We start from the raw sequence: 13,533 nt of genomic DNA on the forward strand, positions 1-13,533 counted from the left end.
GACCGGTGACCGGAGCTGTCACCGTCAGTGCGCGTCACTACGATCCGCACCCGCCCGTCCGCCTCTCCCGGACCGGTGGGAGATCACCTGGTCGACCGCCTGCCGCCAGGCCTGCCGGACGGCGGCGTGCAGGTGTGCCGTGGCGTCGGGGAGGTCGCCGGTGAGGTGGATGGGGTCGGCCACGTGGACGTGCAGGGCCGGGCGGCGCAGCGGCGCGGTGAGCAGGCCGCCGATCTGCTTCGGCACGCTGCCGGAGACGATCCGGCGGGCCCCGGCATGTCCGAGCGGGACGACGGGGGCGCCGGTGGCGAGTGCGAGGCGGGCGACGCCGGTGCGCAGGGATGCGGGGGCGCGGTCGGCGGAGTCCCGGCGCCGTGGGATGCGGCCCTCGGGGTAGATCACCACGACCCGGCCGGCGGCGAGTGCCTGGGACGCGAGATCGAGTGCCGCGGCTGCCTGCCGGCTCCCACGGTGAACCGGAATGTGGCCTTCCCTGGTGAGGAGTCGGCCCAGGACGGGGACTCTCCAGAGTCCGGCGGCGGCGAGGACGACGGGCTCGGTGCCCAGGGCGCGCAGCGCGGTCAGGACGACGCCGGGATCGATCAGCGCGGTGTGGTTGGGCGCCACCACGCTGCCGGGCGCGATCGCGCCGACCGTACCGGTGGTCACGGACAGCCGGCCGAGGACGGGGACCACGGTGCGGGCGAGGGTGGTGAGCACGGGCTGCCGTTCCTTTCGGCGTCTCGGAAGCCGGACGCTGCCTGCCTGCCTGGCGTGCAGGTGACCGTCATCGTGGCACCCGGGATCCCGCGCCGCATGAGTACGTGTACTCACCCGTGGGGAAGCTCCGACGTGTGCGTGGGGGTTACGTGTTTTCCCCGATGCGGTGATCTCCCCGGCGGCCTACGGTCGTTGGGCGGGGGAGCGACGTCTCCCGTTCCCGGTCACAGGTCAGGGGGGATGCGTGTGGAGGACCAGGGGCTGCCCGCGGCTGTGGTGAACCTGCTTCTGGGGGACGGCGAGGTGACGCCGAAGGCCATCGAGACGACCGCCCTGGAGATGGCCCGCACCGGCCGGTTGAAGGCCGAGCGCAAGGCGGACGGCACGGTGACCGTACGGACGGTTGGTGGGAAGGCCGGCCCGGCGGGGCTGCGTCCCTTCGAGGAACTTCTGGTCGAACGCGTCCGGCACCGCTGCCGCAACGGCGTCGACCGCGTCCCCGTAGGCGCTCTCGGACCAGGCGACGGTGACGAGTTCTGGGTGTGGTGGCGCGGCTTTCAGCAGAGCGTCCGCGAAGAGGCCAAGGCCCTGAACATGATACGGCCGGCGCGCAACACCTACCTGACCCTGCTGTTGCGGACCATCGTGCTCGTGGCCTGGTTCGGGTCCCTGTACGCCGTCCTGTCGTGGTGCCCGCGCTGGGCGGGTGTGGTTGTCCTCGTCGTCCTGCCGCTGAGTGCGGTGGCCGCGGTGCAGAGGCCTCCGTTCCGGGGCCGGTCCGGCCCCCGGCTGACGGCCGCCGGTCGACAGGCCGCGCGGAAGGTACGGAACAGCGCCGACGCGGCAGCGCACCGGCTGCCCGGACGGCAGGTGGGAGCGGACGGTCCCGAGTCGGCGCTGCCCGTGAGGGAGTCGCGCCAGATCTGGTCCTCGTACGGCAGGTCCTGGCATGTCGTGGACACCGCCCCGCTGGATCCGCCGCGCTGGGGCCACACGTGGCAGCTCGTCCTGCTTGTCGTGACCGTCTGCGCCGTCGCCACGACCACGCTGATCGCCACCCTGACCAGCCACATCCCCTACGGTGGGGCGCTCGTGGCGGCCACGGTTCTGGTCGGTGCCCTGCTCTGGGTCCTGCTGCTGCCGGCCCGGCGCCGTGTCCTGGCCGTTCCCGCCGAGCTGAGGTTCCGTGGTGTCGTCATCTGCCGCTGGGACTACGAAACCCACTACGACGACCCCCTGACCGACATCACGCACTACTGCTGCGCGATCGAGGACCCCGTCTCACACACGGCCTGGTCCTTCGAGGTCCACCGGTGGAGCCGGCCGATGTTCTCGGGCCGGAAGAACCAGGACCTCGCGGACCGGTTCCGGGTGGGCGACGTCGTCGACGTCCATTGCAGTCCGCGTCGCCGCCAGGTCCACCGGATCAGCGTGATCGAGGCCGTGCCGCGCTGACCGTCCGGTGTCCCCGCGAGCCGCCTGACCGGTCACTGCTTCTTGTCGAACCATCCGGCCGACCGGCCGACCGACGCGCCGATGAAGAGGATGCCGAGAGGGACGATCGTGAACCAGACAGGAGCGGCCTTCGCGGCCGCGAGCAGGGCGATGGAGGCGATGGCCAAAGCCAGGAGGACGAGCATCCCCAGCAGGACACGGATCTTGGAAACCAACGGAGCACTCCCCTGTTCAGCCGGGCTCGGTCGACCGGACGGCGTTCGCTGCACCGCGGCTCCGTCCGGAAGCCCGGGAGGCGAGTCTCCCAACCCTGCCTTCCGGAGGCGTGCGTAGAACTACGCAATCGCGTACCTAGGTTCACGGCCCTCGCACTTGGCCGTCTCACCGTGCGCCGTTCAGACCGTGGGCCGGTCAACGGGATGACCTAGTATCCGAATTGACTGGTAACAGACGGTGTGCTCGTTCGTGTGCACGTCCATGCGAAGGGAGATGGCCACTTGCCCCCCAAGGATCAGGCCAGGGGGAACGGTGCCGTTCTCGTCGGCAGACAGGCGCAGACCGAGCTTCTTTCCGCGGTGGTCAGAGATCTGGCCGACGGTAAGGGAGTGGTTCTGGAGGTCGCCGGAGAGCCGGGGATCGGAAAGACCACCGTGCTCGGTCTGCTCGCCGAGTGGGCCGCCGAGGCAGGGGCCCTCGTGGCGCGAGCCCACGCCGCACGTGGTGCGACACGCCCCGGCCAGATCATCACCGAGATCCTGGAAGCCCTGGAGAGGCGGGATCCCTCGACGGCGCGGGAGCCCGACGCAGGGGCCGACGCCGAGCTGCGGAGCGTGCTGGGGCGCTGGGCGGCGCGGCGTGGCGGCGTGCTCGTCCTCGACAACGCGCACCTGTGCGACGAGCAGTCCGCGGGACGGATCGCGCAGCTGGTGCGGACACCTCCGCCCGGCCCGTTCGTGCTGGCGCTGGCGCACCGTCCGCGCCAGTCCGGCCCGGTGCTGAGAGAAGCGCTCGAACACGGGGTGGAGACCGGCTCGGTCGTCCGCCTGACCCTCTCCGCCCTCGACGTCCGGGCGATATCCGATGTCCTCGGCCAGGACTCCCGCACCGACGTCTGCTCCCCGCCTGCCGTCTCCCACCCGGCGCCCGACCACGCCTACACCGAATGGCGCGCCCCGGAGGCGCCCGTGGTCGACGGCACCTACCTCGAGCAGCTGCACGCCGCTTCCGGCGGCAACCCCCGGATGCTGCGCATCCTGCTCGCGGCGCGGTGGGACCCGGACGAGTGGCCGCTCAGTGCCGGTCCCGACCGCGACGGCATGCTCCGGGCCGCCGTCCCCGTCGTCACCGAACTGGACGTCCTCACCGCCGACGCCGCGCACTCGGTCCGGGTCGCCGCCGTTCTGGGTGATCCCTTCCTCCCGGGCGACGTCGCCACGGTGTCCGGCCTCGGTCTGGAACGGACCCTCGCCGCCTTCACCGAGCTCGTCGACGTCGACTTGATACGGCCGTTGGCCTGGGGCGGGGGCTACGCCTTCCGGCACCCGGTACTCGCCCACGTCGCCCTGGCACACGCTTCGCCTGCCCTGCGCGTCGAGGCGCACGGGCGGGCCATGGATCTGCTCACCGCTCGACGGGCGCCGGCGCTCCTGCGGGCCCGGCAGGCTGAGCACCTGGTGGGCGCGGGCAGTGCCGAGGCCCGGCAGGTGCTGGTCGACGGCGCGGCGGAGGCGATGGCCAAGTCACCGGCCACCGCGGCCCGTTGGCTGCGCCTGGCGCTGGACCACCTGCCCGCCGGAGAGCGGATCAGCGCTTCCCGTGCTCTGCTCGTGCTCGACCAGTGCCAGGCCCTCAGTGCCGTGGGCCGACTCCAGGAGGCCCGCTCCCTGGTGCACGAGCTGCTCCGGCACCGGGCGGATCTCTCCGAGGACCTGCTGCTGAGGTCCTACGCGGTCTGCGGTGAACTGGAGCGGCTGCTGGGCCGTCACCAGGAGGCCGAGGCAGTGGTCCGGACGGCGCTCGATCTCGTGCCCCGACCGCTGCCGGTGCCGCTCCCGCCGTCGGCGGCCGAACTGATCACCGCGTACGGGCGGGTGCAGTTGTTCCGGGGCGCTTACGGCGAGGCTCGGGACGTGGTCCGGGAAGCGGTGGAGGCGGCCGGGACCGTCGACCCGGCCGTGCCCTACCTGCGCGCCCTCGCCGCCCTCGGCGACACCCAGCTCGGGCTGCTGCCGGAGGCCGTGGCCGAGGTCACCGAGTGCGCGCGGATCGTGGACGCCCTGCCGGACACCGAGGCCGTCACCCTGCCCGACGTCCTGGCGATGCTCGGCTGCGCGGAGTTGTTCCAGGAGCGGGTCCATGACGCCTACCGGCATCTGGAGCGAGGTCTTCAGGCGACCACCGGTGCCACCCGGCGCTTGATCCGGATCAACCAGCTGGTGGCGCTGTGCCACCTCGACCAGTTGACGGGGCGTCTGGAGACGCTGTGCCGCCGTGCCGAGGAGGCCCGTCTGCTCGCCCGGACGAGCGGGGTCGACGAAGCCGCGGGCCTCGCCATGATCCTGCGGGCCACGGGACTGCTCTGGACCCGTTCACGGCGGGACACCGACAGGCTGCTCGAACTCGCCGACGAGGGCTACTCCCTCGCCGTGGCAAAGCGGGCGTGGCGGGCAGCCGTGGCCGTGGGCCTGCGCGCCCAGGCCCAGTTCCTCGGCGGGGACCCGGAAGGCTGTCTGCGCACCCTCGCCGAGGAGGGCGGCCCGCGGCTGGAGCTGCTCGTGCGTGCCTGGCAGCCTTCCCTCCTGGCCCTCGCCGGCGTCGCGGCACTGCGCTGCGGAGACATCGACGCCGCCCGTGACTGGGTCGAAGCGGGGGAGGTCGTGGCCGCACAGCTGGGGCTGCCGCTGCAACTGCACCACGTGCGCAGGGCCCGTGCCGAGCTCCACGCGGCCGAAGGGGAGCACATTCGGGCGGCGGAGCTGTTCTTCGAGGTCGCGGAGTCGTTCCGCCGCGCGGGCGTCCCGCTGGAACACGCCTGGACCCTGGTGACCGGTGCGCCCTCGGTCCACGCGGCCCACGGCATGCAGCAGGCGCTGGAGTGGCTCGACACGGCGGGAAAGGCCGCCCGGGCCTGTGGAGCTCAGCGGATCATCGAGGAGGCGGCACGGGTCAGGGCCCTGCTGACCGCGTCCTGCGTCACCGCCGGTGCTTCGGTCACGACGGTGCAGAAGTCAGGTGTCCGCGCGACAGTGGCTCTTCTCACCGAGCGGGAGCGGGAGATCGCGGAACTGGCGGCGGGGGGCAAGCGCACCAAGGAGATAGCGGAGGAGCTCTTCGTGAGCTCCAGGACGGTCGAAGCCCACCTCGGCCGCATCTACCGCAAGCTCGACATCCCCTCCCGCGCGGCACTGCCGCGAGCGCTGGGGGCGATGGTCCACCGGCCGCCCGTCTGACCGGCCGCTCCGGTCCTCGCTCTCGGCCCGGGCGGGTCAGGAGCGCAGCTTGGGCAACAGCGTCCGGACGGTGACCGCCATGGCCGGCCAGGCCGCCTTGACCTGCTGGTCCGTCAAGGGCTTCAGGCTCTGCACCTGGACCTCGCATTCCATGTTGCTGTCCCGCACCACCAGCCGCAGGTCGTCGGCGAACGGTGCGGCGTCCTTGAGGTTCTGGTACCGGAACGCCTCCCCGCCGAGGCCCGACTCCTTCACCACCGCACCCCGAGCTTCCTTCGGGGCCGAGGACAGCCGGTACGCGTACATCTTGATCGCGGTGGGGACGTCCTTCCAGGCGGTGCAGTAGACGGTCGAACGGCCGTCTGCCTTCGTCCCGGTCGTCCTGAAAGCCTGTAGACAGGCAGCGCCGGCGGCGGTCGACGGATCGGAGCCGGTCAGCTCACCCTTCGGCGCACCGGCCGTGGGCGCCACGGCCGCGGTCAGCGGCCCGAAGTCGACCTCCGGGCACAGGGCCGTCGGCGGACGGTAGGCGCCCGGCCCCTTCGTCGGTCCGGCAGCCGCCGACGAGGCTTCGGCGTGGGCGGACGGCTTCCCGTCCCCGCCGCTGCACCCGGCCAGTGCACCGAGAACGACCAGCGTGCCCGCACCCCATCGCGCCGCCCGCATCCCGTTGCCGGACATCCCCATGTTCTCTCCCCTCGACGCCGGCCCGCTCGCGGCCGACAAAGGCCCCATCGTCGCAAGGCGCGGCCACGGGTCCATCGGGGAAAACACGGAGTCCGCTACGTAGAACGAGGCGCCGCCGAGCAGCGCTCACGACCTGACCGCGGCCCCTGCGGCGCCATTCCCGGCCTCGACCGCGGCTCCTGCGGCGTCACCCCCGGCGGTGCGCGTCTCCAGGGCGTGCAGGACGGCGACCATGTCCTCGTCGCCGTGGCCCTGCTCCACGGTCTCGCCGAACAGGGCGTGGCAGACGTCCAGGAGCGGGGAGGCGACACCGGTTCTGCGGGCCGCCTCGGCGATCAGGCGGTTGTTCTTGAGGACGTCCGCGGCTCCGGCCTGGACCGCGAAGTCCCGGGCCAGCAGCTTGGGCGTCTTCATCCGGGAGACGGAGCTGGCCATCGGGCCCGCGTCCAGGACGTCCCGGAGCAGCCCCGGGTCGAGTCCCTGCCGTGCGGCGAAGTGGAACGCCTCGGTCAGGCCGGTGACCAATGTGATCAGGAACAGGTTCACCGAGAACTTGGTCAGCAGCGCGTCCGGGACGGGACCGCAGTCGAACGCCTCCCGGCACATGGGGGACAGCAACGGGTGTACGGCCGCCACGGCGTCGCCGTCACCCGCCAGCATCGCCACCAGCTCGCCCCGCTCGGCCGGCACCCGGGAACCGGACACCGGCGCCTCGACGTACCGCCCGCCCGCGGCCCGGACGTCGGCCTGGAGGGCGGCCGAGTACTCCGCCGAGGTCGTCCCCATGTGGACGACGGTCCGGTCGGACACGCGGACCGGGAAGTCCGGGGTGCCGCGGCCCAGGACCGCGTCGACGGCGGTCTCGTCGGCCAGCATGAGGAACACCGTGCCGGCCCGCTCGAAGACCTCGGCCACGCTCGCCGCGACCTCGGCGCCCGCGGCGCGCAGGGGCGCGCACCTGGCCGGGGACCGGTTCCAGACGACCAGCGGGGTCCCCGCACGCGCGAGATTGAGGGCCATGGGCTGCCCCATGACACCCAGCCCGACGAAACCCACGTACGCCATGACGCTCACCGCTTCCGTCGACTATGACCGCCGTCATAGTAGTCGGGATTATGACGGCGGTCATAGAGTGGGGGTTCGGAAGATCGAGGAGCGGGAGGCCGGACATGGCGGTGTCCGAACGCGGACCACGCGAGCGGATGGTCTTCAGCGCGGCCCAGCTGATCCGGCGCGGCGGGGTCTCGGCCGCCGGGATGCGGGACGTCGCCGAGCACGCCGGTGCGCCGCGCGGCTCGCTTCAGCACTACTTCCCCGGGGGCAAGGAACAGCTGGTCAACGAGGCCGTGGGCTGGGCCGGACGGTACGCGGCGGGGCGCGTCGCCCGTTTCCTGGCCGCCCTGCCCGCACCGACGCCGAGCGGGCTGTTCGGCGAGATGGTGCGCCAGTGGACCGACGAGTACGAGACGTCCGGGTTCGCGGGCGGCTGCCCTGTCGCCGCCGCCACGGCGGACTGCGCCGAGCGCGTGGACTCCACCCGGCAGGCCGCGTCCGCCGCCTTCGCCCAGTGGCACGGCGCGGTGGCGGCGGCCCTCGTGGACATGGGCGTACCGCTGGAACGGTCGTCCGCGCTCGCCACGCTCATGCTCAGCTCCCTGGAGGGGGCGATCCTCCTTGCCCGCGCCGAGCGGGACGTCCGCCCCCTGACGACCGTCACCCGGGAACTCGCCCCGCTGCTCGACGCCGCGGTGACGGGGTGATGCGCCGGCCGTGGCCGCGGTGCCGGCGGCGAACGGCGAGGGGCCGACGCCCGGACGGCACGTCCGTGCACTGGGTTGGCCGGTTCGCCCACCGGATCTGACGCATTTCCTCCCGCGCCCTCCCACCGGGAACAGGGGGCTGCCCCGATCTGGTTGCATCGGGCAAGTGATTCACGACGTATCTCTGCTGGAGGACTGTTCTCATGACTGACCGGCCCTTGACGCTCATGGCGGTGCACGCACACCCCGACGACGAGGCCACCGGAACCGGAGGGGTCCTCGCGCGGTACGCCGCGGAAGGTGTCCGCACGGTTCTCGTGACCTGTACCGACGGCAGCTGCGGTGACGGACCAGGGGGCGTCAAGCCGGGCGACCCCGGACACGATCCGGCGGCGGTCGCCGCGCTGCGACGGCAGGAACTGGAGGAGAGCTGCGGGGTCCTGAAGGTCACCGATCTGGAGATGCTGGAGTACGCCGACTCCGGGATGGCGGGCTGGCCCGGCAACGACGCCCCCGGGTCCTTCTGGCAGACCCCCGTGGCGGAGGCCGCGGCCCGGCTCGCCGAACTCATGCGGCACTACCGGCCCGACGTGGTCGTCACCTACGACGAGAACGGCTTCTACGGCCACCCCGACCACATCCAGGCGCACCGCATCACCATGGCGGCACTGGAGCTGGTCGATCTGACGCCGAAGGTGTACTGGACCACGATGCCCCACTCGGCGATGGGGCGGTTCGGCGAGGCCATGCGCGAGTTCGGCGAGGACGTGCCGGAGCCGGATCCCGCCGAGGCCGCCGCGATGGCCGAGATCGGCCTGCCCGATGACGAGATCACCACGTGGGTGGACACCACCGCGTTCAGCGACCAGAAGTACGACGCGCTGGCCGCGCACGCCAGCCAGGGCGAGAACATCTTCTTCCTCAGGATGGGCAAGGAGCGGTTCGGCGAGTTGATGGGCACGGAGACCTTCCTGCGCGTCCAGGACCCGACCGGAACCCCCGTACCCGAGAACGACCTCTTCGCCGGACTGCGCTGACCCGCGCGGGAGCGCCCCGTAGGCCACGAGGGCGACCCCCCGGCCGTGACTGCGGCGCTCACCCGCCGGTGTGGCGCAGGCTGCCCCTGCCGCCACACCGGTGGCCCGTGTTCCAGCCCAAGGAGAGGTTCATGCCCTTCATGCCCCGACTCCCGCATCTGGCCGCCGTCGCCGCGACCACTCTCGCCCTCGGCCTGCTCGCGACGGCTCCCGCGTCCGGTGACGAGCCCCTCGTGTCGCACCCCCGGGTGGTCGCCCACTTCGACTTCGCCGCGGGTGAGACCCCCGAGAACATCGCCGTCGAACCCGACGGCTCCGCCGACCTGACCTTCGCCTTCGCCCGCCAGGTCGCCCACGTCACCCGGCACGGGGACATCCGCGGACGCGTCACCCTGCCCGGCGTCGCGAACCCGGACACCCCCATCGTCCAAGCCGCCATCGTGCTCGGCATCGCCCGCGCCCACGACGGCACCCTCTACGTCACCTACGCCACCGGTACCAGCGAGACCGGCGTCTGGCGCATCCCGGCGGGCGGCGGCACGCCCCGGCAGATCGCGAAGCTGCCGGCCGACGGGCTGCCCAACGGCCTCGCCCTCGACGAGCACCGGGGCGTGCTCTACGCGGCCGACTCGGTACGGGGCACCGTCTGGCGCGTGCCCGTGACCGGCGGTCCGCGAACCGCCTGGGCCACGGGCACGCCCCTCACCCCGGTGCCGTCCGGAACCGGCTTCGGCGCCAACGGCATCAAGGTCCACGACGGCGCGGTCTGGGTCTCCAACACCGACCGCGGCACGCTGCTGCGCATTCCGGTACGCCCCGACGGCTCCGCGGGTCCGGTCCGCACCCGGGCGACCGGGCTCGACGGCATCGACGACTTCGCCTTCGCCTCCCGCCAACACGACACCGTCCTGGCCGCGATCAACAGCAGCAACCAGGTCGTCGTGGTGCGCCCGGACGGCAGCCGCTCCGTCGTGCTCACCCAGCAGGACGGCCTCTCGAACCCGACCTCCGTGGCCGTGCGCAAGCGGACGGTCTACGTCCCCAGCGCCTCGTACTTCGCCGCCGTACCGGACCCGAACCTGCTGCTGGCCCGGCTGAACCGGCGGTGAGCTCGGGCCCGGTGGGCTCCGGTCCGCGTGAGTGAAGGGGCGGGCCGTGTTCCGGGCCCGCCCCTCGCGCCGTGCAGCACCTGACTACAGAGCGGTGAACGTCCACAGCAGGTTGGTGCTGGAACCGTACGTCCACTGCTTGGTGACCGAGCCGGACGAGACGTTGCCGCCGCCGTCCAGGACGAGCCCGGTGGTGCGGTTGGCGATCGAGTAGCGGCCGTCTCCGCGATGGGTGATCTGCCACTGCTGGTTGCTGCCGCCGTTCCACGCGGCCTCGCGGGCGGGGGAGCCGTTGTCCGTGGCGCCCCAGCCGTCGGCGACCATGCCGTTGGTGCGGTTGACCAGCCTGTAGTAGCCGCCGCCGACCTCGACCGCCTGCCACTGGAGGTTGGGGCTGCCGTCCCAGGCCCACTGCTTGAGGTTGGAGCCGGAGGCCACGTTGCCGCCGCTGTCCAGCGCCAGCCCGTTCGTCACGTTGACGAGCTGGAAGTACGTCGACGGGTTGAACTGCACCTTCAGTGACGTCACCGCGTCGTTGTTGCCGGTGGCGCGCAGATCGGCGTTGTCGGCGGTGAAGGTCCATGAGGTGCCGGTGAAGTTGTCACCGGAGTACCCGATGACCTGGTGGCCCGGGGCGAGTCGCAGGGAGGACAGGGTGCCCGCGCCGAGGCCGGCCAGGGTCAGGGCGTCGGCGGTGTAGTCGCCGATCCCGAGGACGGTGCCGGTGCCCGCGTAGTTGACGTCCTGGAAGGTCACGGCTCCGGCCACCGGCCGCAGGCCGGGAATCTGGCCGCTGAAGGTCAGCTTCAGCACGTACGCGTTGGCGCTGAACGGTGCCGACGACGGCAGGGTGACCGTGAGACCGCTCGCGCTCTGGGCCGGGGTGGGCAGGGTGGTGTAGGTACCGGCGGTCGAGTTGAGCAGTTGCACCGACTGAAGTGAACTGACACTTATCCGGGCGGAGTTGAGCGTCTTGATGGTCAGGGAGCTGCCGGGCCAGCCGAGCACGGTGGCGTAAAGTACGGTGTTCGCCTTGTTCCGGGTGAAGCGGATGTCCTGGGCCGTGCCGGCGGTCGGGTTGGTGAAGGCGCCGCCGCCCATCTTCGTGGGGCCCTCGCCGTACGCCGTCCACGCCCGGGTGTCGTAGATCGACTCCCCGAAGCGCTTGAGGTAGTCGCCGATGGCCAGCAGGACGTCCTTCTGGCCCTGCGGGACGGTCCCGTCGGCCATGGGCGCGATGTTCAGCAGCATGTTGCCGTTCTTGCTGACCCGGTCGATCAGTGCGTGGAGCATCTGCTGGGTGGAGTAGTAGCCGATGCCCTGCGTGTAGCACCAGCTCGAGCTGGAGATGCTGTCGTCGGTCAGCCAGTAGGGGTCGGTGAGGTCGCCCGGGCCGCCGCGCTCGTAGTCGAAGACCTCGCCGTGGCCGTTGAACCCGTCCTTGTAGGTGGCGACCACCTCCTTGCCCCAGGAGTTGGCCTGGTTGTAGTAGTACGACAGGAAGTTGAGCCGCTGCTGCTCGTCGACCGCGCTGAGATCGAAGTCCTGCCACAGGATGTCCGGCTGCGCCCGGTCGATGACCTCCTTGAGCTTGTCGTACCAGAGCTGGTTCTCGGCTGTCGAACCCAACTGCCCGTAGAGCTTCTTCAGGCTCGCGTCGGTCTGCGCGGGCGCGTGGTCGTAGTAGCCGTTGAAGTTGTAGGCGTGGTGCATGGCCACCAGCAGCTTCAGGTTCCTGGCGCGGATGGCGTCGGTGAACAGCCGCAGCAGGTTCAGGCCGGGGCCCTTGCCCACCGAGTTCCACTCGTTGACCTGGCTGTCCCACATGGAGAAGCCGTCGTGGTGCTCGGCGACCGGGCCGGCGAACCTCGCTCCGGCGTCCACGAACAGCTGCGCCCACTCGTTCGGGTCGAAGGCGCCGCCCGCCGATTTGAGCTTCGGGGCGAACTGCACGGTGTTGCCCGCCAGGTCCTTCGCCCCGTTGATGAAGTTGTGGTAGGGCCAGACCGAGGGGTCTCCGTAGGTGGCCTTGTGATGCGTGTTGGCGTTGCTCCCGCTGATGTACATGTTGCGCGGGTACCACTCGCTGTCGTACGCCGGGACGCTGAAGACGCCCCAGTGGAAGTAGATGCCGAACTTGGCGTCGCGGAACCACTCGGGGGCCGCCGGATGCTGGTTCACGGAGTTCCACGAAGGGGTGTACGTGGCGGGGGCGGCCAGGGCGCGGCCGGCGGCGAAGGCGTCGGCGGTGACCGCGGCCGCCACGACGGCCGTGGCGCCGGCGACGAACTGACGTCTGCTGAGCGAACTCGACATGGGACATCCCTGGTGCGGAGGGGGGACACGGGGACCCGAAAGCCGGATGTTACGGATGAAGGTCGGCCCTGTGTCGGGTCCGTGTCAACCAGCGTGCAGGGATGAATACCGGAGTCTGACGGGCAGTAATGAGTATTTGAGTGGCTATGAGGCTTTTGTGGTCCATCAGACATCACATGAATTCCGCTTTGGCGTAGACCTGTCGAGCCGGGCCGTATCATCAACATCGCTCAACGGCGGTGGAAGGAGTTCGGGGTGTCCCTGACGGACAAGGCCATCGAGCAGATCCGGGAACTGATCCGTTCCGGTGCGCTGCCTCCCGGCTCGAAACTGCCGCCGGAACCGGACCTCGCGGCGCAGCTGGGCCTGTCCCGCAACCTCGCCCGTGAGGCGGTCAAGGCCCTGGCGGTCGCCCGGGTCCTGGAGGTGCGACGGGGCGACGGCACCTATGTCACCAGCCTCCAGCCGAGCCTGCTCCTGGAGGGACTCGGCGGTGCGGTGGAACTCCTCCAGGGCGACTCGGGTGCCCTGCGGGACCTGATGGAGGTGCGGCGGCTCCTCGAACCGATGGCCACCGCGCTCGCCGCGACACGTATCTCCGACGAGCAACTCGCCGAGGTCAAGCAGCACTTGGACGCCATGCGCGAGGCGCGCGAGGACGTCGAACTGCTCAATGCCCATGACGCCGCGTTCCACCGCGCGGTCGTGTCGGCCACCGGCAACGAGTCCCTGCTCACGCTCCTGGAGGGCGTCTCCGGCCGCACCCTGCGGGCCCGCATCTGGCGTGGCCTGGTCGACTCACAGGCCGCGGGCCGCACCCTGGCCGAGCACGAGGCGATCTTCGCCGCCCTGTCCCGCCGGGACGCCACGCTCAGCCAGGCCACCGCGCTGGTGCACGTCAGCAACACCGAGGAGTGGCTGAGGGCCCACCTGGAGGCCGACGCCGACGCGTGACGCAAGACGCGTGACGCCGGTACCGGGGCCGCCCGGTACCGGCGCG

The 13,533-nt window shown here is 71.4% G+C and carries 11 protein-coding genes; 6 read left to right on the plus strand and 5 right to left on the minus strand.

Annotated elements, in window-relative coordinates; translation table 11 throughout:
- Positions 1-24: 24 nt before the first annotated feature.
- Complete coding sequence (locus tag IF54_RS0126235) at positions 25-720, minus strand: lysophospholipid acyltransferase family protein (RefSeq protein WP_051735542.1); 696 nt, start codon at positions 718-720, stop codon at positions 25-27.
- A 240-nt stretch (positions 721-960) separates the two neighbouring features.
- On the opposite strand from IF54_RS0126235, the gene IF54_RS0126240 reads away from it, so the two are divergent.
- Positions 961-2,175 carry a DUF2207 family protein gene (locus tag IF54_RS0126240; RefSeq protein ID WP_030322876.1) on the plus strand — a complete coding sequence of 405 codons (1,215 nt, stop codon included), beginning with the start codon at positions 961-963 and terminating at the stop codon, positions 2,173-2,175.
- Between the two features lie 32 nt (positions 2,176-2,207).
- Here IF54_RS0126240 and IF54_RS0126245 read toward each other — a convergent pair whose 3' ends face one another.
- On the minus strand, positions 2,208-2,390 hold the full coding sequence (locus IF54_RS0126245) for a hypothetical protein (RefSeq protein WP_030322879.1): 183 nt from the start codon (positions 2,388-2,390) through the stop codon (positions 2,208-2,210).
- 282 nt (positions 2,391-2,672) lie between these two features.
- Here IF54_RS0126245 and IF54_RS0126250 point away from each other — a divergent pair, with 282 nt between their 5' ends.
- Positions 2,673-5,624, plus strand: coding sequence for a helix-turn-helix transcriptional regulator (locus tag IF54_RS0126250; protein WP_030322881.1), 2,952 nt, complete (start codon positions 2,673-2,675; stop codon positions 5,622-5,624).
- Between the two features lie 36 nt (positions 5,625-5,660).
- On the opposite strand, the gene IF54_RS0126255 is transcribed toward IF54_RS0126250, so the two are convergent.
- Both IF54_RS0126255 and IF54_RS0126260 read right to left on the minus strand, forming a co-directional pair.
- Positions 5,661-6,311 carry a hypothetical protein gene (locus IF54_RS0126255; protein ID WP_030322883.1) on the minus strand — a complete coding sequence of 217 codons (651 nt, stop codon included), beginning with the start codon at positions 6,309-6,311 and terminating at the stop codon, positions 5,661-5,663.
- 126 nt (positions 6,312-6,437) lie between these two features.
- On the minus strand, positions 6,438-7,376 hold the full coding sequence (locus IF54_RS0126260) for an NAD(P)-dependent oxidoreductase (protein WP_030322885.1): 939 nt from the start codon (positions 7,374-7,376) through the stop codon (positions 6,438-6,440).
- A gap of 104 nt (positions 7,377-7,480) precedes the next feature.
- Between IF54_RS0126260 and IF54_RS0126265 the strand changes: the two genes are divergently transcribed.
- The 3 genes from IF54_RS0126265 (at position 7,481) to IF54_RS0126275 (ending at position 10,217) form a co-directional block, all read left to right on the plus strand.
- Positions 7,481-8,071, plus strand: a complete 591-nt coding sequence (locus IF54_RS0126265; RefSeq protein ID WP_030322886.1) for a TetR/AcrR family transcriptional regulator — start codon at positions 7,481-7,483, stop codon at positions 8,069-8,071.
- 203 nt (positions 8,072-8,274) lie between these two features.
- Positions 8,275-9,108 carry a PIG-L family deacetylase gene (locus tag IF54_RS0126270; RefSeq protein WP_030322888.1) on the plus strand — a complete coding sequence of 278 codons (834 nt, stop codon included), beginning with the start codon at positions 8,275-8,277 and terminating at the stop codon, positions 9,106-9,108.
- Between the two features lie 140 nt (positions 9,109-9,248).
- Positions 9,249-10,217, plus strand: a complete 969-nt coding sequence (locus IF54_RS0126275) for an SMP-30/gluconolactonase/LRE family protein (RefSeq protein WP_030322890.1) — start codon at positions 9,249-9,251, stop codon at positions 10,215-10,217.
- 84 nt (positions 10,218-10,301) lie between these two features.
- On the opposite strand, the gene IF54_RS0126280 is transcribed toward IF54_RS0126275, so the two are convergent.
- Positions 10,302-12,533: an alpha-L-fucosidase gene (locus IF54_RS0126280; RefSeq protein WP_030322891.1), complete on the minus strand. Its 2,232-nt coding sequence runs from the start codon at positions 12,531-12,533 to the stop codon at positions 10,302-10,304.
- Between the two features lie 255 nt (positions 12,534-12,788).
- Between IF54_RS0126280 and IF54_RS0126285 the strand changes: the two genes are divergently transcribed.
- On the plus strand, positions 12,789-13,487 hold the full coding sequence (locus tag IF54_RS0126285; protein ID WP_030322893.1) for a FadR/GntR family transcriptional regulator: 699 nt from the start codon (positions 12,789-12,791) through the stop codon (positions 13,485-13,487).
- Positions 13,488-13,533 lie beyond the last annotated feature (46 nt).

This window comes from Streptomyces sp. NRRL B-3229 (assembly GCF_000719505.1).
In the GTDB taxonomy this organism is placed as follows: Bacteria; Actinomycetota; Actinomycetes; order Streptomycetales; family Streptomycetaceae; genus Streptomyces; species Streptomyces griseorubiginosus.